The 19,059-nt window shown below is 61.3% G+C and carries 21 protein-coding genes and 1 tRNA gene; 4 read left to right on the top strand and 18 right to left on the bottom strand.

Annotated elements, in window-relative coordinates; all coding sequences use genetic code 11:
* Nucleotides 1–4: 4 nt before the first annotated feature.
* Nucleotides 5–484, bottom strand: a complete 480-nt coding sequence (locus V5N12_RS04305) for an RNA-binding protein (protein ID WP_332897922.1) — start codon at nt 482–484, stop codon at nt 5–7.
* 92 nt (nt 485–576) lie between these two features.
* On the opposite strand from V5N12_RS04305, the gene V5N12_RS04310 reads away from it, so the two are divergent.
* The 3 genes from V5N12_RS04310 to V5N12_RS04320 all read left to right on the top strand — a co-directional run bounded on the left by V5N12_RS04310 (nt 577) and on the right by V5N12_RS04320 (nt 3,953).
* Nucleotides 577–873, top strand: coding sequence for a DUF7562 family protein (locus V5N12_RS04310; protein WP_332897923.1), 297 nt, complete (start codon nt 577–579; stop codon nt 871–873).
* 57 nt (nt 874–930) lie between these two features.
* Entirely contained in the window at nt 931–2,241 is a 1,311-nt protein-coding gene (locus V5N12_RS04315; protein WP_332897924.1) for a ribonuclease R family protein, read from the top strand.
* A gap of 71 nt (nt 2,242–2,312) precedes the next feature.
* Nucleotides 2,313–3,953, top strand: a complete 1,641-nt coding sequence (locus tag V5N12_RS04320; protein ID WP_332897925.1) for an AMP-binding protein — start codon at nt 2,313–2,315, stop codon at nt 3,951–3,953.
* On the opposite strand, the gene V5N12_RS04325 is transcribed toward V5N12_RS04320, so the two are convergent.
* From V5N12_RS04325 to V5N12_RS04395, 15 genes are all read right to left on the bottom strand, one after another.
* Nucleotides 3,954–4,688, bottom strand: coding sequence for an ABC transporter ATP-binding protein (locus tag V5N12_RS04325; protein WP_332897926.1), 735 nt, complete (start codon nt 4,686–4,688; stop codon nt 3,954–3,956).
* The gene (locus V5N12_RS04330; RefSeq protein ID WP_332897927.1) at nt 4,685–5,434 is read right to left on the bottom strand and encodes an ABC transporter ATP-binding protein; all 750 of its coding nucleotides are present in this window, start codon (nt 5,432–5,434) and stop codon (nt 4,685–4,687) included. Before V5N12_RS04330 ends, V5N12_RS04325 begins: the two co-directional genes overlap by 4 nt.
* A 1-nt stretch (nt 5,435) precedes the next feature.
* Nucleotides 5,436–6,599, bottom strand: coding sequence for a branched-chain amino acid ABC transporter permease (locus tag V5N12_RS04335; RefSeq protein WP_332897928.1), 1,164 nt, complete (start codon nt 6,597–6,599; stop codon nt 5,436–5,438).
* Nucleotides 6,592–7,533, bottom strand: a complete 942-nt coding sequence (locus tag V5N12_RS04340; RefSeq protein ID WP_332897929.1) for a branched-chain amino acid ABC transporter permease — start codon at nt 7,531–7,533, stop codon at nt 6,592–6,594. Before V5N12_RS04340 ends, V5N12_RS04335 begins: the two co-directional genes overlap by 8 nt.
* A gap of 51 nt (nt 7,534–7,584) precedes the next feature.
* Nucleotides 7,585–8,868 carry an ABC transporter substrate-binding protein gene (locus V5N12_RS04345; protein WP_442904955.1) on the bottom strand — a complete coding sequence of 428 codons (1,284 nt, stop codon included), beginning with the start codon at nt 8,866–8,868 and terminating at the stop codon, nt 7,585–7,587.
* Between the two features lie 179 nt (nt 8,869–9,047).
* Nucleotides 9,048–9,749: a helix-turn-helix domain-containing protein gene (locus tag V5N12_RS04350; protein WP_332897931.1), complete on the bottom strand. Its 702-nt coding sequence runs from the start codon at nt 9,747–9,749 to the stop codon at nt 9,048–9,050.
* A 167-nt stretch (nt 9,750–9,916) separates the two neighbouring features.
* Nucleotides 9,917–10,357 carry a PTS fructose transporter subunit IIB gene (locus V5N12_RS04355; protein WP_332897932.1) on the bottom strand — a complete coding sequence of 147 codons (441 nt, stop codon included), beginning with the start codon at nt 10,355–10,357 and terminating at the stop codon, nt 9,917–9,919.
* Nucleotides 10,354–12,036: a phosphoenolpyruvate--protein phosphotransferase gene (gene ptsP / locus V5N12_RS04360; protein ID WP_332897933.1), complete on the bottom strand. Its 1,683-nt coding sequence runs from the start codon at nt 12,034–12,036 to the stop codon at nt 10,354–10,356. Before ptsP ends, V5N12_RS04355 begins: the two co-directional genes overlap by 4 nt.
* A gap of 4 nt (nt 12,037–12,040) precedes the next feature.
* Nucleotides 12,041–12,307, bottom strand: a complete 267-nt coding sequence (locus V5N12_RS04365) for an HPr family phosphocarrier protein (RefSeq protein ID WP_332897934.1) — start codon at nt 12,305–12,307, stop codon at nt 12,041–12,043.
* Nucleotides 12,307–12,771, bottom strand: coding sequence for a PTS sugar transporter subunit IIA (locus tag V5N12_RS04370; protein WP_332897935.1), 465 nt, complete (start codon nt 12,769–12,771; stop codon nt 12,307–12,309). The genes V5N12_RS04365 and V5N12_RS04370 overlap by 1 nt, the downstream gene beginning before the upstream one ends.
* Nucleotides 12,772–12,805: 34 nt before the next feature.
* On the bottom strand, nt 12,806–13,930 hold the full coding sequence (locus tag V5N12_RS04375) for a PTS fructose transporter subunit IIC (RefSeq protein WP_332897936.1): 1,125 nt from the start codon (nt 13,928–13,930) through the stop codon (nt 12,806–12,808).
* A 137-nt stretch (nt 13,931–14,067) separates the two neighbouring features.
* Nucleotides 14,068–14,979: a 1-phosphofructokinase gene (gene pfkB, locus V5N12_RS04380; RefSeq protein ID WP_332897937.1), complete on the bottom strand. Its 912-nt coding sequence runs from the start codon at nt 14,977–14,979 to the stop codon at nt 14,068–14,070.
* Complete coding sequence (glpR, locus tag V5N12_RS04385; protein ID WP_332897938.1) at nt 14,976–15,737, bottom strand: HTH-type transcriptional regulator GlpR; 762 nt, start codon at nt 15,735–15,737, stop codon at nt 14,976–14,978. The genes pfkB and glpR overlap by 4 nt, the downstream gene beginning before the upstream one ends.
* Nucleotides 15,738–15,840: 103 nt before the next feature.
* Nucleotides 15,841–16,674, bottom strand: coding sequence for a hypothetical protein (locus tag V5N12_RS04390; RefSeq protein ID WP_332897939.1), 834 nt, complete (start codon nt 16,672–16,674; stop codon nt 15,841–15,843).
* A 96-nt stretch (nt 16,675–16,770) separates the two neighbouring features.
* Nucleotides 16,771–17,598: a hypothetical protein gene (locus V5N12_RS04395; protein WP_332897940.1), complete on the bottom strand. Its 828-nt coding sequence runs from the start codon at nt 17,596–17,598 to the stop codon at nt 16,771–16,773.
* A gap of 193 nt (nt 17,599–17,791) precedes the next feature.
* Here V5N12_RS04395 and V5N12_RS04400 point away from each other — a divergent pair, with 193 nt between their 5' ends.
* Nucleotides 17,792–18,187 carry a hypothetical protein gene (locus tag V5N12_RS04400; RefSeq protein ID WP_332897941.1) on the top strand — a complete coding sequence of 132 codons (396 nt, stop codon included), beginning with the start codon at nt 17,792–17,794 and terminating at the stop codon, nt 18,185–18,187.
* Between the two features lie 353 nt (nt 18,188–18,540).
* On the opposite strand, the gene V5N12_RS04405 is transcribed toward V5N12_RS04400, so the two are convergent.
* A tRNA-Ala gene (locus V5N12_RS04405) sits at nt 18,541–18,612 on the bottom strand.
* 138 nt (nt 18,613–18,750) lie between these two features.
* Nucleotides 18,751–19,059 carry a 30S ribosomal protein S10 gene (rpsJ, locus tag V5N12_RS04410; protein WP_332897942.1) on the bottom strand — a complete coding sequence of 103 codons (309 nt, stop codon included), beginning with the start codon at nt 19,057–19,059 and terminating at the stop codon, nt 18,751–18,753.

Genomic DNA, 19,059 nt, shown 5'->3' on the forward strand with positions numbered 1-19,059 from the left:
TCTTTTATGCGGTAAAGTTGTACAACTCGTCGCCGACGAAGTGGATGGATTTGACGACTTTGCCGGAGTCACCGACCATGTCCGAACCCGCGGTGAGCGCCGTCCCGATGGCGAGCACTTTGCCGTGGGTTTCCTCTGCGATGGCGACGACGTCGCCCTCTTCGATGGAGTCGTCGGCTTCGACGATGCCCGGGCGCATCACGTCTGCGCCGTCTGAGACGAACGAGACGGCTCCGGCATCGACCGTCACGACGTTTCGCTCTGGCGGGTAGTCGTTTGCGCCTCGAACCGTGAGAAACGGTGTGCCATCGAGGCGGCCAACCGTTGCCGCGCCGTCTACGAGGATGAGTTCGAAGTCCGAGTCTTTGAACTCGACGAGCTCGAAACTGTCCGCGTCGAGGTCAACACCGAGCCCGTCTGCGAGGGCTTCTGTCACGGCTTTTACCTCGTCACTGCGGAGGTGATGGCGAGATTTGACTTCCATATCGGAGACTGTCACTGCCGGACATTAAATCGTCCGTCCGCAGATTTGCGCCCGCAACAACAGCTAAATATTCCCGCGTCTAAGCCCCGCTCATGTGGGGTTCCCGGAAGTCCCGGGCCAGCACGGTTGTCACCTGTACCGCGTGTGGCAAGACTGTCCTTCGCAACGAAGCGCGTGAATACGACAAGTACGGCAACCGCTGGGATCGCGATGGCAAACAGTTCGAACACCTCTGTAAGAAATGCGACACAGACCTCTGTCACCAGCCACGCGGCGGCCTCGAAACTTTGCTCACGGAGTGTGGCGCGGGCGAAGTCTCACAAGATGAGTTCCTCGCGCGCTACACCCGGACCGTCAGAGACCGGTACGACTCGCTCGGTGAGCGCTGACCGCCGCCCTCTTTTCGGGTCGATACGTCTTTCTGTCCGACTTCCGTAGCCCCGGGTATGACTGACGACGCCCAGGCCTACGCCGGGACGGCCGAGGGACAAGGTCCCGTCGAAATCGACGAAGACCTCGCCCGACACCTCGCGAACAAACGCGAGGAACTCTTCGAGAAGTTCGAGATTCGCGATGCCTTCCCGCCGGAAGTCATGGCCGAAGCAGAAGAACGCACCACCGACGTCCAGGAGGAAATCCACGCCGAGGTGGACAACCGCGCAGACCTCCGGGACATGCCGACGTGGACCATCGACCCGGTGGACGCCCAGGACTTCGACGACGCCATCAGCATCGAAGAGGGAGAAGAGGAGTACACGCTGTGGGTACACATCGCGGACGTGACCCACTACGTCCACCCCGAGTCGAAGATGTGGGACGAGGCGGTCAAACGCGGGAATACGGTGTACCTGCCCGCCTACACCATCCACATGCTCCCGCCGATGCTCGCGGAGACGGTCTGTTCGCTCGTGCCCAACGAGGAGCGCCTCGCGCACACCGTCGAGATGCACATCAGCAAGGAGACACTCTCCTACGAGTCTATCGACATCTACAAATCCGTCATCGAATCCGACGAACGCCTGACCTACTCGCAGGCAGAAAAGCGCCTAGACGACGAAGACGCAGACCTCCACGACGAGATTTCGCTCGTCTTCGAACTCGCGAACCAACTCCACGAACAGCGCAAAGAAGACGGCTCACTCGTGCTCAACCCGAGCCGTGACCGCGCTCACACCATCATCGAGGAGTGCATGCTGAAGGCGAACAAGGCCGTCACTCACGAACTCATGTGGGGCCGTGGAGTCGAGGCGATGTACCGCGTCCACCCCCAGCCAACGCCCGACGAGTGGGACAAAGCCCTCCAAGAAATCCAAGACCTTGATGGCGTGAAAATCCCCGGCAGCACGTGGGACGACCCGCGCAAGGCCGTGAACGCGACCATCGAAAATGCCCCCGGCCGCCAGCTCAACAAGATTCAGTGGGCCGTGATGAAGGTGATGCCCCGGGCGAAGTACATGAACGACCCGTTCGGCGGCCACCACGCGCTCAACTTCGAGATTTACGGCCACTTCACGAGCCCCATCCGACGGCTCTCAGATCTCATCAACCACTGGATTGTCTACCAGAACGACGTCCCCGAAAATCTCATCGAACTCTGCGACCGCGCTTCCGACCGCCAGAAGGCCGCAGAAACCTGCGAACGCCAATACAAGCAGTTCCTCGAAGAAGTCGGCCTCGACCCCTACGCGGTCAACAGCCGCGGCCTCGTGGTCATCGAGGACGATGACGACGAAGCCGACGAGTCAATAGACGAGTAACCCAACCCGCTTTCTCGCGCTTTCATATGTGAACCTCCGGTTAGTAGGCGCTGCCAGCCGTAGTCTGCGCCATGGCTTGGCACGTCACGGTTCCAACGGAGAGCTACGACACCGCGCGCGACCAGTTCGAGTGGAATCTCCCCGACGACTACAATCTCGCTCACGACCTCGTGAGAAAACACGAAGATAGAGGCGCCCCAGCACTGTATCAGGCGTATCCTGACGGACGCCGTGAGACCTACTCGTTTGCCGACCTCGACCGGCTGTCGAACCAACTCGCCAACGGCCTCGAAGCCCGCGGCATCGAACGCGGTGACCGCGTCGCCGTCCTCGTCCCACAGAAACCGGAAAACCTGCTCACACACCTCGCCTGCTGGAAACTCGGCGCAGTTTCGCTTCCGCTCTCGAAACTGTTCGGCCCGGACGCCGTCGGCTACCGCCTTCGCGACAGCGAGGCGAAAGCCATCGTCGTAGACGAAAGCGTGCGCGATGTGGTCACAGAGATTGGTGACGACTGCCCCGACCTTGAACACGTCATCGAAGTCGATAGAGCAGCGGACAGCCCCGAAACCCCGTTTGAGGACGTGCTCGCTGGACAACCAGACACCTTCGAAATCGTCGAAACCGACGCCGAAACGCCCGCCATCATTATCTACACGAGCGGTTCGACCGGCCCGCCGAAGGGCGCACTCCACGGCCACGGCGTCTGGGTAGGCCACTGCCCGGCGTTCCAGATGTACTTCGAACTCGACTTAGACGACGCCGTCTGCTGGACGCCCGCCGACTGGGCGTGGATTGGCGCGCTCGGTGACCTCGTCTTTCCCGCGTGGCACTACGGCCGTCCCGTCGTTGGCTATCCGATGGGGAAGTTCGATGCAAAGACCGCGTTCTCGCTCATGGCGGAGTTCGGCGTCACCGATTCGTTCCTCCCGCCGACCGCCATCCGCATGCTGATGGATGTTGACTCGCCTGCAGAACAGTACGACCTCTCGCTTGCCGCCATCTGTTCGGGTGGCGAACCGCTCACGCCAGAAATTTTAGACTGGGCCGACGCGGAACTCGACGGCGTCGCGGTGAACGAACTCTACGGCCAAACTGAAGCAAATCTGCTCGTCACGAACTGCCGAAAGTGGTTCGACGCGCTCCCCGGAAGCATGGGTAAACCCGTCCCCGGCCACGACGTGGCCATCGTCGACCCCGACACGGGCGCAGAGTGTGCCACGGGCGACATCGGTGAAATAGCGGTGCGTCGAGAGGACGACCCGGTCGTGTTCAAAGAGTACTGGAACAACCCCGAGAAAACCGCGAAGGCACGCGTCGGCCCGTGGCACCTCACTGGCGACCTCGGCAAGCGCGACGACGCGGGCTACATCTGGTTCAAATCGCGAGACGATGACCTTATCATGACGAGTGGCTACCGCGTCGGGCCGGGCGAAGTCGAGAGCGCCATCTTGGAACATCCAGCCGTCGCACAGGTCGGTGTCGTCGGCGTCCCGGACGACCGCCGAGGCGAACTCATCAAAGCGTTCGTGCAGGTGACCGACGGGACTGAACCGAGCGACGCGCTCAAAACGGAGATTCAAACGCTCGTTAAACAGAATTTGGCGAAATACGAGTATCCACGCGAACTTGAGTTCGTTACCGAACTTCCGCAGACGACGACGGGGAAAATTCAGCGAAAAACGCTCCGTGAATCGGAGCTTCCGAACTGATTATTCCTGTCCGCTTCCCTGCATCAGTTCTTGAATCGCCGGTTTCTTTTTGAGTTCGTGTGGGTCGCCCGAACCGACCACCTCACCGCGTTCGATGACGACGATGCGGTCTACGATGTCGGGGACGTGCGTCACGTTTGACTCCGCGATGAGCACGGCAATGCCCTGTTCGTTGATGGCTTTGATGTGGGTTTTCAGGTTCTCGACCACAACTGGAGCAAGCCCTTCGAGCGGTTCGTCTAAGATGAGCAAGTCGGGCTTGAGCGCGAGGGCGCGACCAATCGCAGCCATCTTCGCCTGTCCACCAGAGAGGTTCTCGACGTTCGCGTTCGAGCGTTCTTCGAGTTCGGGCAGCACGTCGTACACTTCCTCGATGACGGCGTCTTCGTCGTCGATGCCCCGCGCTTTTCCGGCCGTCCAGATGGGGAGTCGAAGGTTCTCCTCTACGGTCATCCCGGTGAACAGTTTGCGGTCTTCTGGCTGGTAGCCAATCCCGCGTTTCGGGATGAGTTCGGCGCGAAGGTCGGTAAGCTCCTCGCCTGCAAACCGCACCGACCCGCTCTGGAGGTTGGTGAGGCCCATAATTCCCCGGAAGGTGGAGGTCTTGCCCGCACCGTTGCGGCCAACGAGGCCGACTGCCTCGCCTTTGTTCACCTCGAAGGAGACGTCGTGGGTCACCTGAAAGCCCTCGACTTCGGCGTTTACGTTTTTCACCGACAGCAGAGAGTCGCTCATTTCTCTACCCCCAACAACAGGCGGCGAAGTTCGTCGTCGGTTTCGAGAATCGACGGGTCGCCCTGTCCGTGGATGGCTCCCTGATGGAGTGCCACGACGCGGTCTGCATACCCCTTCACGATGTCCATGTCGTGTTCGATTGTCACCGTCGTCACGCCCGCTTCTTTGCTCACGCTGGCGATGGTCTCGATGACGTACTCCTTCTCGCTGGTCGAAACCCCGGCGGTGGGTTCGTCAAGCAGGAGGTAATCGGGTTCGAGGCCGAAGGACATGCACACGTCGAGCAGTTTTCGCGTGCCGTGGGGCAACTCTGCGGCAACGTGGGCTGCGTGCTCGTCTAAGCCGAACTTGGTGAGCAGGTCGTCGACTTTCCGTTCGACTTCGGCGTGTTCGTCGCGGAGGCTGAACATGCTCATCAACTTCTTCTCTTTCGAGAGCACCGCCGTCCGGACGTTTTCGCGGACGGTCATCTCGTCGAACACCTGCACGACCTGGAAACTGCGGACGAGTCCGGCGTGGACCCGGTCTTCGGGAGCCATCCCGGTGATGTCTTTCCCGTCCATGACGACGCTCCCTGAATCGGGCGAGAGCAGGCCAGTCAGGAGGTTCACGAGCGTGGTTTTCCCCGCGCCGTTCGGCCCGACGATGAACACGATTTCGCCGTCGTGCCGGCCGAATTCGACGGACACGTCGTTGGTCGCTACGAGACTGCCGAACTGCTTTCTCAAGGTTTTGGCTTCTAGCATCTCACTTCACCCCGAAGACGAGGACTTTGACGTTCTGCACCGACCGGCTTGCGGCGGTGACGAGCGATTCTGTGAACGACGAGAGCCACGACCCGATGACAGCCGGGTCGTCTTTGAAACTGCTCGCGGCGTTTCTGACGCGCCCGCCTTTCTTGAGCGACCCCACGATACCCTGTGGGAACCCGAAGACGAGCGCCAGCAACACGAGGCCGGTCAACGCGTCGAAGTAGTTGGTCAGGTCACGACCCATGTCCTGCAATAGCACGAGGACGATACCGCCGACGAGCGGCCCGAGCAGGGTTTGATACCCGCCGAGGATGGCCATGAACAGGATGTCCCCCGACCGGAGGAAGTAGAGCACCGGGCCGGGCCTGACGTGCTGTTGCACCATCGCGTAGAGCGCGCCGGCCATCCCGCCGTACACCGCGGAGACGACGAACGCGAGCCAGACGTACCGGCGGACGGGGATGCCGATGAACTGTGCGCGGGTGCGGTCTTGGCCAATCGCGTCGAGCGCTGCGCCGAACGGCGAGTTGATGAGTCGCCACATCACGAGCAGCGACACGACGACGAGGATGACGGTGAGGTAGTACACCAGCACCTCGTAGGCGTCCGGCGGGAGCGCCAACCCGAAGATGTCGGGACGCATGTTCGGCCCCGGGCGAACCGGAATACCGTCGCTCGATCCGAAGAACGCTTGCCCCTGAACGAGCGCGTAGAGCAACTGCCCAAAGGCGAGCGTTAGCAGCGAGAAGTACAGTCCCGTGTGGCGAAGCGAGAGGTAGCCAATCAGCATCGCCATCAGCGTTGCGAGCAACATACTCGCGATGAGCAGGAGGGCGAACTCGGTCACGTTCCACTTCGCGGCGAGTAGCGCCGTCGTGTAGGCTCCCGTCCCGAAGAAGGCGGCGTGCCCGAACGAGACGAGTTGGGTGTGGCGAACGAGCAGGTTGAGGCCAACCGCCGCAAGCCCGAACACGACCCCTTGATGCAACACGCTGAGTTGAATCGCGGGCGAGAGCCGCGCGATGTCCGGGAGTGCGAAGAGAAAGAGCAGGCCAACGAGTGCAAGCGCCGTCTGGCGCAACGTGAGTTCAAGCCCGCGCATCACTCTGACCTTGCGCTCGCCGTCGCGCGAGACGAGGCCGGGCAGTCGATTACGCATCCATCTCACCCCACGTGCCAAAGAGGCCGTCCGGCTTCACGAGCAGGATGATGGCCATGATGGCGAACGGCGCGGCGAGTTCGGCTGGCGGGTACTGCCACGTCGCCCACTTGCTCAGAATGCCGACGACGAGTGCGGCGACGAACGCCCCGCGCAGACTCCCGAGGCCGCCAATCACGATAACGACGAAGGAGAGGACGAGTGGGTTTGCGCCCATCTCCAGACTCGCGTTCGTCGGCGGAAGCGCCATCGCGCCAGCGAAGCCAGCGAAGAATGCACCGACGGCGAACACGAGCGTGAAGGTGCGGTCGGTGCTCACGCCAATTGCCGTCGCCATCTCGCGGTCGATGGCCGTCGCGCGGATGATGCGGCCGGTTTTCGTCCGGTTGAAGAAGTAAAACAGCCCGACGACGACGACAGCGCCCACCGCGATGATGACCAGATTGTACGTCGGGTAGTTGAGGCCGATGAGCGACGCGGCGGGAATGCCGTTGATGCCGCTGTAGACGCTCTGCAGCCGGACAGGGGTTGGTCCCCAGCCGAACTTGATGGCGTCTTTGATGATGAGCAACAGTGCGAACGTCAATACGAGTTGGTACACCTCGTTGCGGTCGTAAATCGGTCTCAAGAGAACTGACTCAATGGCTGCGCCAACGGGCACGAGGACGGCGGCAGTGAGCACCGCACCCCCGAGGACGACGGCGACGAACACGGCCTGTGACGCCGCGTCGGTCGGTGGCGGCACCAGCCCGACGACGTAGCCGAGGACGCTCGATGCGACGTAGGCTCCAAGCGCGTACAGTTCGCCGTGGGCGAGGTTCAACACGTCGAGGATGCCGAGGATGATGGTCAGTCCCGACGCGATGAGAAACAGGATGAACCCGTACTGGACGCCGTGGAGCGTGTGTGTGATGAAGTTTGTGAGGACACTCATAGGTCGCTGTTCGTGGTTTGCTGAATTTTCGTCATGAAAGCGGTACTCGGGTTACCAGCTCTCGATCCAGTCGATGGACTTCGTGCCCGGCGGTGGCGACACGTCCGGTGGACTGTACGAGTTGATGTCGTTCAAGACGGGTGCGTCAATGTCGCTCGACCAGCCCATCTCGCCGAAGTACGTCGTCGAGAGGCCCTGGTGGCGCTCGCTCATGACGTGATAGCCGGCGGGCGTGAAGAAGCCGTGGCCTTCGAGGGACATGGCAATCTGCTCTTGGCTTGGCCAGCCGCCGAGGAGGTTGACTGCTTTTTCGGTGGCCGTCGCCCACGACGCAACCGCGCCGTAGCCGCTCATGAAGTGGCCACTCGGGATGATGTCCCACTTGCTGCGGGCATCGTCGAGCATCTTCTGGCCGGGACTCCAGCGGGAGGGTTCTGGCTCGCCCCAGTAGTAGTTGCGCGACCCAGAGAACGCCTGTGCCTGCTCGACGATGTCCTGACTCAGGTCATTGACAGCGCTGTAGAGTACCGTCCCGACGAGTTGGGTGTTGTCGAACATGTTGTTCGCGGCGGCCTGATTCATCATGGTCACCACGTCGCCGCCCCACTGACTGGAGAACGTCACGTCCGGCTGCTGATTGTTGATTTCAGTGATGTGCGTGGACATGTCGTCTGCGAGCAGGTCGGGGAACCCTTCGTAGACGATTTCCACGTCGGTGAGCTTCTGCAGCGCCGTCGTGTACACTTTCCACTCATCTTTCCCGAAGGCGTAGTTCGGGTTGATGCCCGCGACGGTGTTCACGTTCTCTGCGCCGAGACGATTGACCGTCTCGCGGGCCGCAGATACGCACTCCATCACGTCGTAGTTCTGGAATCTGAACGAATAGGTGGGGTCTGGAACCGTTTCCTCGTACAGCGTCGTGACCGTTCCGTCGGTCGAGACGTTCACCACGCCTTGGGCTTCGACCTCCGGCGCAAGGGCGGCGTGCCCGCCCGAGGAAACCGGCCCGAAGGTGACTTCCTTGCCCTCGGAGACGAACTGCGTGTAGTTCTCGACGTAGGCGTCTGCTTCGTGTTTCACATCAAGTTGGATTTCCCGACCGGCAATCCCGCCCGCGGCGTTGATGCGTTCGACGGCGAGTTCCGCGCCGTACTGCGACTGGAGGCCAAGCACGGCCGCTGGCCCTTCGGTGAACGTCTGGAGTCCCGCCTGAATCGGCTCGTCTGGCACGTCGCTTACCTCACCCGAGGTGTCTTGATTTGTGCCTGCACCGATGAGCGAACTACACCCGGCGAGCGCCGCCGCGAGTGCCGTTCCGCCGACGGCCTTGAGCATGGCCCGTCGGTCCATTCCGTCGTCTGGAGAAGTTTTGTGAGTCATAGCTGTATCATAGTCGTGCGCCTGCAGGGAGGGGGTCTCGAACCACGTCACGGCCTCCCGTGCTGGCCACTGTCACGGACTACTGTTCCTCATAAACCGAAAAATAGCACCGGGTTAATATGTGAACGTGCGCCTCATTCGAGGTCGGCCATTGCCGTGATAACGTTTTCGAGTAGTTTCTGTTGACTCCGTCTGAGATTCTTCGAGACGGCGGTTTTCGAGATGTCGAACTCCGCGGCGAGAGTCGAGAGATTCGCGTCGCGCGGGCTGTTGAAGTAGCCTGCTTCAACCGCCGTCGAAAGCGTCTCACGTTCGACCGTCGAGAGATTGCGACAGCCTTCGAGCAACGAGATTGCCGGGCCAGCGTTTCTGAGCAGGTCGAACAGTTCACCGAGTTCGTAGGAGCGTCGTGAGTCGATGCCAAACTCGTTGTGGCGTTCGAGTTCCGCGAGAAAATCGTCCGCAAGACCGCCGTCATCGACGCCGACGTGCCACGTCTCAGAGCCGTCTTCGATGTGGAACGGGCCGGTGATGTAGGCGTCGTACTCGCGCACCGTCGCCATCGCTTGTGTCTCGCCAATCGTCGTTTTTACCTGCGCGCGGTCGCCTCGCTTCGAGAGCAGTTCGAGGGTGTGCATGTGGTCGTGGTCTGCGAGGGCGTGGAGACCGTCATCGAGCGTTGACCGGTCTGGTGCTTCGACCAACATTCGGGTTTCTAACTCCTGAGAGCGGTTGTCGAAATCCCACTGCATGGCGGTAAACGAGACTGGGTGGTCGTCGGTGGTGTCGATGAACGGGCAGTCGTACTGCGTCATATCGAGAGTGAGGTCAATCATGGCCCAAGCCTGTCTGTGCCTACTCACATGGTCATTCGGTATAAATTCCTGTCACAGATTCTGGACAGGTAATTGTCTTGATTGATTCCGCAAAAAACGGGTCGAATGCGCCCCTGGGTGGTGTCTCACTGGCCCACGAAAAATGCACGCAGCGCGGTAGCTTCGAGTTATGAGAACCGCTTTTTCACTTTGCCGAACAGACCGCCGTCGTCATCGTCGGTGTCGTCGGTCGTGTCGTCGACCGTGGACGCTTCCTCGGTCGGTGGCTCGGAATCGGTGTCCACCGTCTCCGCTGCGGACGCGTCACCGGCAATCGAGACGGCCTCCTCAATCATCGCACCCGCGTCGTTCACGGCGTCTTTGACCGTGCCGTTCACGAGCGGTTTCCCCTCGAACCGGTCGGTCTGGACCTTGGTGTCCGCGGCGACGATAACCGCGTCAGCCCCGGCGATGTCGTCTGCGGTGAGTTCGTTTTCCGTGCCCATGGCCCCGTTGACCTCGACTTTGATTTCGTGGCCCAGCTCGGGGGCGCTTTGTTCTAAGTTCTCGGCGGCCATCTGGCTGTGTGCGATTCCCGTCGGACAGGCGGTTACGGCGACGAATTTCATTGGTTGAGCAGTTGTGTGATGTCGGAGATAGTCGTTGCGGCCAGCGCGTCGCTGGCGAGTGTGGCGGCGTCTGCCTGCGAGGTCGCGGCGACGCCCGCTTTCACATCCGGGATGGTGATGGCGCTCATCGACAGCTCGTCTAAGCCGAGGCCGACGAGCAGTTTGAGCAGCGATGGGTCACCGGCCATCTCGCCGCACATCCCGACCCAGCAGTCGTGTTCGTGGCCCACCTGTACGATGCGGTGGATGGCGCGAAGCACGGCCGGGTGGCGTGGGTCGTGGAGGTAGGAAATGCGGTCGTTCTCGCGGGAGGTCGCCATCACGTACTGCGTGAGGTCGTTCGTCCCGATGCTGAAGAAGTCCACGCGCGTGGCGAGTTCTTCTGCCATGAACACCGCACTTGGCGTCTCTATCATGACGCCGAACTCGGGGCGCGCCCACTCGACGTCCGCTTCCTCAAGGTCGGCTGCAACCTCGTCTACGGCTTCGAGCGCCCGGTCGAGTTCGTCCACGGTCGAGACGAGCGGGAACATGACCGAGAGGCCGTCGCCATGTTCGCTCGCCGCCGCACGCATGAGCGCACGCAGTTGCGTGCGAAACAGGTCGGCATCAGAGTCGAGTGACCGCCGGATGCCACGCTCACCGAGGAACGGATTTTCTTCGGGCGCTTGATCGAGATACGGAATCGGTTTGTCCCCACCGATGTCGAGCGTCCGGACGACGACGCGGCCGTCGGGGAACGCAGACAGCGTCTCCGCGATTGCCTCGTACTGCTCGTCTTCGCTTGGGGGCGACCCGCGGTTGAGAAACAGGAACTCGGTGCGAAACAGGCCAATCCCGTCTGCGCCGTGTTCAACCGCGCTCTCGATTTCTGCAGGGGTCCCGACGTTTGCGGCGACTTCGATGGACACGCCGTCGGTGGTCTCGACGGCGTCCGTATGGATCTCAACGTCGCGGCCACTCGCGGCGTCGGCTCTCACGGCCTCGTCAGGGTCAACGATGACCTCGCCTGCGTTGCCGTCGATGACGACTTCCGTTCCTTCCTGAATATCTTCGATGCCCGCGCCCGCGCCGACGACCGCGGGAATGCCAAGCGAGCGAGCGAAGATGGCGGCGTGTGAGGTGCGCCCGCCTTCGACGGTGGCGAAGCCCGAGACCCGCGAGGGGTCGAGCTGGGCCGTGTCGCTCGGCGTGAGGCGCTCTGCGAGGAGAATCGTTCCCGCGGGGAGCGCAGAGAGGTCGATGCGCTCGCTCCCGGTGAGGATGCGCACCAGCCGGTTGCGAACGTCGCGCAGGTCGTCTGCGCGCTCTGCCATCATCCCGTCCATCGACTCGAATTGCGTGATGGGGTCTGCGAACGCTTCGCGGACGGCGGCGGTCGCAGCGAGGCCGTCGTCGATACCGTCCTCGACGCTGGCTTCGATTTGCGGGTCTGCGAGGAACTGGAGGTGGGCGTCGAACACGCCTGCTTCGTCCTCGCCGACCAGGTCGCGGGTTCGTTCGCGCTCTGCTTCGATTTCTTCACGAGCGGTCTCCTTTGCGTCCTCGAAGTTAGCACGCTCCTCTTCGGGCGTCCCGGCGTCGGTCGTCTCGGGGAGGCTCTCGTCTGGGCGATACCAGCGGACAGTTCCGACATCGGAAAGCGGCGTCGCGCCGGTTCCAGTGACGGTTCGAGACATCTGTTCAGGCACTGTCTTCGGGGGTTGTAAGGATTGCTTCGAGCGCGTCGAGGGCGGCTTCTGCGTCCGCGCCCTCGGCGGTGAGCACCACGTCGTCGCCGGAGGCAACGCCGAGGCTCGTCACCGCGAGCATGCTCTGGGCGTTGACCGCATCGCCGTCTGCGGGGGCAATCGTAATCTCCGAGTCGTACTCTCCCGCGGCCTCGACGAAGTTCGCGGCGGGGCGGGCGTGGAGGCCGTCTTCGGGGACGACGGTGACGGTGCGCTCCATTACGCCACCGCCTCCTTGAGCGTCTCGCGGACGGTCGCCTCTGTCTCTGCGTCATACAGCGACTGGCGAACGTCCTCGTGCATGAGCGCCCGGGAGAGCGAACTCAGAATCTGGAGGTGGTCGTCGCTGCCCTCGGCCGGGACGAGAATCATGAAGATGAGGTGGGCCGGTTCGTCGTCCATCGCGCCGAAGTCGATGCCCGCCTCAGAGCGGGTAAAGGCGACGAGAGGCTCGTCTACGGCGTCGGTTTTCGCGTGGGGGATGCCGATGCCCATGCCGACGCCGGTCGTCGTCTGTTCTTCGCGTTCGAGGAGGGCTGTGAGGGCTGCATCGCGGTCGGTTACGCGGCCGCCGGAGACCGCGAGGTCGAGGAGGTATTCGATGCATGCGCGCTTCTCTGTCGGGGCTCCGGAAAGCGAGATGTGCGTCTCCGGAAGCAGGGTGTCAATGGTTTCTGAGTGCATTGTTGATGAAAAGGTAGACGCGTTCTGTGTGTGCTCAATCGGACGACTGTGATGTAGTTCCTGTGGCAGACTCGCCAACAGTTGCCTTGAGGCCGGTTGCCATGCCCGCGGTCACGAGCGAGCCAAGCAGGACACAGCCGATGAACAGCAGGGGTTGGTTCGAGAGCGGGACGACGAAGATGCCGCCGTGTGGGGCGGGCATCGTCACGCCGAGGGACATCGAGGCACCACCGGCGACGGCGCTCCCGGCGACGAGGGCGGGAATCACCCGAAGTGGGTCTGCGGCAGCGTAGGGAATCGCGCCTTCGGTGATGAACGACAGGCCCATCAGGACGCCGTTTTTCGCGTTCTCTTTCATCTCGGTGGCGTACCTCTGTGGGGCGATGAAGTTCGAAATCGCCATGCCGAGCGGCGGCGTCATGCCAGCGATCATGACGGCGGCCATCGGGGCGTACACGCCCTCACTGATGAGACCGACCGAGAACAGGTAGGCCACCTTGTTGACGGGCCCACCCATGTCGAAGGCCATCATCCCGCCGAGGATGAGACCGATGAGGAGCGCTTGCCCGCCCTGTAAGCTCTTGAGGAACGCGGTGAGCGACTGGTTTGCGATGGCGACGGGTGCACCGATGCCGAAGAGGACGACCGGGGCGAGTACCGCCGTCGTGAGGACGGGGATGATGAGCACCGGCATCATCGGAGCAATCTCTTTCGGGACGTTCAGGTTCTTGAAGAAGCGTGCCACATAGCCGGTGAGCAGTCCGGCCACGAGCGCGCCGAGGTAGCCAGCACCGAGGCCACCGGCGTCTAAGCCGATGAACTTGCCTGCCTCGGTGACGACCGTGCCCTGCTGGAGCAGATATGAGAGCACAAACCCGGGGGCGAGTGCGGGGCGGTCTGCGATTGCGTACGCGATGTAGGCACCGAGCACCGGAACCATCAGGGTCAGCCCGGCCACGCCAATCTGGGCGAGGAACCAACCGAGTGAACCCGTGTTGTCGAACACAGTCTGTGTGTCGCCAACGGCGAACCCGAGGGCGAGGAAAATACCACCAATCGTGACGAACGGAATCATGAACGAGACCCCGGTCATCAGGTCTTCCTTCACAGAAGTGAGGTGTGTTCGGAGCGCCGTTTCTACTGAATCGCTAGATGACATGGTCTGCTCGAACGCTAGAGACTGTGTTCAAAAGATGTTTCGAATATGATTATTTATGTACATTCGATAATGGAATTTATTGACTGGTTCTCCCTTTTGATAAAATAATGCACGGAAGAAAGCCGCTTACTCGGCTCTTACTGTCGTGCAGAAACAGTCACGCGGCCTGCGTTGCGTTGCACGTTTGACAACACTGGAACCTGCGTGCCGGGGGTAGTGACCACTTCTGACGCGATGGCGACTCCCTCTTTGAGCGCTGCTTCGTCTCCCACCCCGCGCGCGAACGCCGACAGCATGCCCGCGAGGAACGCATCGCCCGCGCCGACGGTGTCTACGACGTCCACGTCAAGTGCGGCCGCGTGGAACACGCGTTCTGGGGTGACGAGCAGCGCGCCGTCGTCACCGAGCGATGCCGCCACGCGCTCGTAGCCCTGTTCGCGCAGGGCTTTCGCCGCCGCGACGCAGTCTTCGAGCGACTCCGTCTCCACCCCAGTCGCCGCAGTGAGTTCTTCTCGGTTCGGTTTACAGAGCGCGTACTCCGCAGACAGCTCGGTGAGCAGGTCCCCGCCGACGTCCACGACGGTCTCCCACGCGCCCGCTTGCGCGATGCGATCTATCGCGCTCGCATCGAGTCCCTGCGGCAGGCTGCCCGCGATAACGACCGTTTCAGGGTCGTGTTGCTGTGCGGTGTCGATGATTTGCTCTATGGCAGCCACACCGACGTGCGGGCCGTCTTGGTTCACCTTGAACTCGCCGTCTGGCGCGTGCAGGGTCGTATTCAGCCGTGTGAGTCCCGCAATCTCGACGAAGTCTGTTGAGACGCCGGTCTCTTCGAGTCGCGTCTCGATGAACTGGCCGAGAAAGCCGCCGACGAGACCGGTCGCACAGGTCTTGACGCCGCATTCGCCGAGGTATTTCGAGACGTTGATGCCCTTGCCACCGGCGTCGTACTGGGCGTCGTTTGTTCGCGCCACTTCGCCGTGGCGGAGGGGTTGGTCGAGCGTGAGCGTGTGGTCAACTGCGGGATTCAGGGTGACGGTCAGTATCATTGTGTCTGAAGAACGTCTACGTTTGCCGCGTCGAACGCTTCTTGGTGTACTGCACTGAGCGACTGGTTGGTGATGAACACGTCAATGTCCGCGAGCGTGGCGAACTCGATGAAACTGCGCTTGCCGAGTTTCGACCCGTCTGCGACGAGCACGACGCGCTCTGCGCGCGCTATCATGACCTCTTTGACGAGCGCTTCGTCCTCGTTTGGCGTGCTCAGGCCGCCCGATTTGTCGATAGCGTTCGTCCCGAGAAACAGCAGGTCGAAGTTCATGCGTTCCATGAAGCCCGTCGCACTCGGGCCGACAAGCGCGCGGGTTCGCCGCCGGAGCGTCCCGCCGGTGAGTTTCACCTCGTTTTCGTCGCTCATGAGTTCCATGGCGAGCAACGGCGAGTTCGTCACCGCGAGAAACGAGCCATCTTTCGGCGCGCGCTTTGCGACCTGCATCGTCGTCGTCCCGGCGTCGAAAAACACGACCTGTCCGGGGTGAATCTGACCCGTCGCAACCTCCGCGATGGCCGCCTTTTCCTCTAACCGCTGGACGTCGCGCTGGCCGTAGCTCTGTTCGCGCCCGACGGCGGTCACCGGAACCGCACCGCCGTGTGACCGCTCGATGAGTCCCTCCTCCTCGAGCTCGCGGAGGTCACGCCGAATCGTTGCCTTCGAAAACTCAAGGTTCGTTGCGAGTTCGTCGACGGCACAGCCATCGTGCGCGGTGACCAGTTCGACGATTTTTCGCTTTCGCTCGGCGGGTAACATGCGTGTATCGTTCGACTAGCCATTAACGGGCATACTTGTTAATTGCTTGTGTTGTATCTCTGCGCGTTTGTGCGTGTAAAAAAGACGGAACTATGTACAGCGTTCAGGCTGGCTTCCCGGGCATCAGGTCGTCGCGCTCGCGCAGTTCGCGGCTGAAGTACGGCGAGGCGTCTTCGCGGGCGCTCAGTTCAGTCGCCACGACGAAGGCGATGGCCCAGACAACGGCCAGCGCACCCCAGAGTGTCCCCGCGCTTGACGCGAGCGTCGGAAGGACGATCGAAGCGAAACCTATGTACGCGGCGAACAGCCCCGCCAGCCAGGCGAGCAGGCGGAAGCCAATCGACTCGAACGCGACGAGCAGGCCTGCTGCGATTATGGCGAGCGCGATGGCTACCATTGGCATGTAGTGGCCGAACAAGGCGTGTTCGTCACCAGTGGCTTGGAGTTGGAACTGGTTTCCAGCGTAGGCCAACAGCGGAACAGCCGCTGCGACGGTGAGCACGAGTAGCGCAGGGCTGTATCGTTCACCGACGGTGAATAGTCTGCGACCTGCCGGGTGCAGGAGTCCAATCAGTACGATTGGGATGAAAAACACCACAACGCCAAGGTCGCCCATCATGACCTGAAGGACAGTCAGGGACGCCATCGCGAGGAACGTTGCTTGGTATGCGGCGACTCTCGTTTCGGGCTTGTAGAGCTGGACGAGGACGCCGAGCGTAATGAACGCAACGAGGCTTGCGAGCGCGATGAGGTGGAACTGGTGGATGCCGAGTTCCGCACCCATCGTGAAACCAAGGACGAGGAACACCAACAACTCACCGACGGTTAATACGAATATGCCAATCGTTGCGATAACGACGAGGTAGAACGCCACGCGCTTCGCACGCTGCATCGTGGTTGTGGTGGATTGGTCGACTGCCGATTCTGTAACTGTCATTATTATCGCTCAGTAGGCGTACGGACGGCCGGTGAGGGGATAATAATGGTTCGATTGTCTGGAAAAAGATGCTATTTTTTGAACAAACGGCTGGTTTTATCCGGCCGGCTTCCCGGGCATCAGGTCGTCGCGCTCGCGCAGTTCGCGGCTGAAGTACGACGAGGCGTTTTCGCGGGCGCTCATCTCCGCAACGGCGACGAACACGATTGCCCAGACGATGGTGAGCCCACCCCAGAGGACGCCAACGTTCGACGCCTGAATCGGGAGCACCACCGAGAGGAGGCCGAAGTATGCTGTCAGCACCCCGAGGAGCCAGGCGAGCAGGCGGAAGCCAATCGACTCGAACGCAACGAGGAGGCCGGCGATGACGATGGTGAGCGACAGCGTCGCCATCATGGCGTAGTGGCCCATGAGCGCGTGCTCGTCACCCGCTCCAGTTTGGAGTCCGAGCTGATTGATAACGAACGCGAGCAGCGGGATGGCCGCCACGATTGTCAACCCGAGTAGTGCTGGGCTGTACTTCTTCCCGACCGTGAGGAGCTTCCTGCCCGCGGGGTGGAGCAGCCCGACCACGACGAACGCGACGAAGAACGGGAGTACCTCACTCAGCGAGGCGTTGCCCGTGAGCGCGAGGATGAGCGTAGCGATACCGATCATCACTGCACCCGCTTGGAACGCCGCGACGCGCGTCACTGGCTTGTACAACTGAACGAGCATCGTCAGTGCCCCGAAGAACACGACGATAGCAATGCCCATGACGTGGAGTTGGTGGATACCGAGTTCCTGGCCGAGGCCGAAGCCAAGCCCGAGGAGCATGAACAGCTCGCCCGTAAACAGCACGAACATGCCCAGTGTGATGAGTACCGCGAGGTAGAACGCGCCCAGCTTGATTCTGCTCATCGTCATCCCGCCCGTTTCACGCATCGAAGTTTCTGAAGTTGCCACTGTAATTCACCTACTCATGCTGATTCGCCCGATGAGGAGATAATAATTCATGAATTATCACGTTTAACTGGTTATTTCTGTGATAGCTCGTCGTTGACGGGTTGTTACACCGATCTACGCCCAAATCACGCCCTCCGTAACCACTTTATCTCAGTTCATTGAACGAACACTAATGACTCGGTTCGTGTGTGCGTCGTGCGGTTCGAGACTTACAACCGCCGTCGAAACTCTCACTGACACCGCTCGTCTCTTCGACCGTGATACCGCTTCGTTTGACGAAACCGCTGGCACAGCATACCTCCCCGAAGGCGTCTATTTCGTCGCCACCGAGACAACGAATCCTCGCGAGTACGACGTTGGTAATTTCATCGTCAACATCCAGAGTGCGCCGGGAACAGTCATGTCCAACAACCACAGCCGAACTGCTGGCTGTTGTGGACTTGACGGCCTCGACGGCCCGAACGTCGTCTGCGAAAACGGCCACGAAGTTGGCACTCAACGCTCCGATTGCTGGACGTTGCACTACGTCGCGTTCCACCCTGAGTTAGTTGAGATGGTTGAGGGATGACGTGCGTTTGTCTCAACCCATCGACTCGCTTCGCTTGCCGTGTTGCGTCGTCAAAATGTATGGACTTGCCGGGAGTGAGCAAACGCGAAGCGTTTGCGAGGTACGGCAAGTCCACGACTGAACGAAACGTAGTGAAGTGAAGAAGTGGACTTGCCGGGAGTGAACACCTCCTTCGGAGGTATGAACTTCGAAGCGACTCTGTCGCTTCGAGATTTGAACCCGAAGGAAGACGGTCATCCTCACTACGTTCGGATGCTGCGTCTTCCAGGGCTTCAAATCCCGGCTGCGTCATGTAGTACTTACGCGACGCCAGCGACTCGCTGCGCTCGTCGATTTGGCGTCGCGAAGAAATATGGACTTGCCGGGATTTGAACCCGGGGCCTCTTCCTTGCGAAGGAAGCGATCTGCCGCTGATCTACAAGCCCGAACGCGATTTGAGGTAGCCGGTGTCGTTATTTGAAGCTTCGTTTTCTCGTCCGTGCGAGTGACACGCTCACAACCCCGGAGGGGGTCGGGATTCTGGTTCCCCTGTGCGTGTTCGAAAAAGGCGCGGATGCGCCGGGTCAGTCTTCGAGGACGATCTCGATGCTGACGTCGTTGGGAACCTGAATGCGCATCAGCTGACGGAGTGCACGCTCGTCGGCGTCCAGGTCGATCAGCCGCTTGTGGACGCGCATTTCCCAGTGCTCCCACGTTGCCGTCCCTTCGCCGTCAGGGGACTTGCGGGTGGGGATTTCCAGCGTTTTCGTTGGGAGCGGCACCGGACCGCTCAGGTTGACACCGGTCTTCTCCGCGATTTCGCGGACGTCGCTGCAGATTTTGTCGAGGTCCACGGGGCTGGTGCCCGCGAGCCGGACGCGTGCTTGTTGCAT

The organism is Haladaptatus sp. CMSO5, from assembly GCF_036689885.1.
Taxonomy (GTDB): Archaea; Halobacteriota; Halobacteria; order Halobacteriales; family Halococcaceae; genus QDMS2.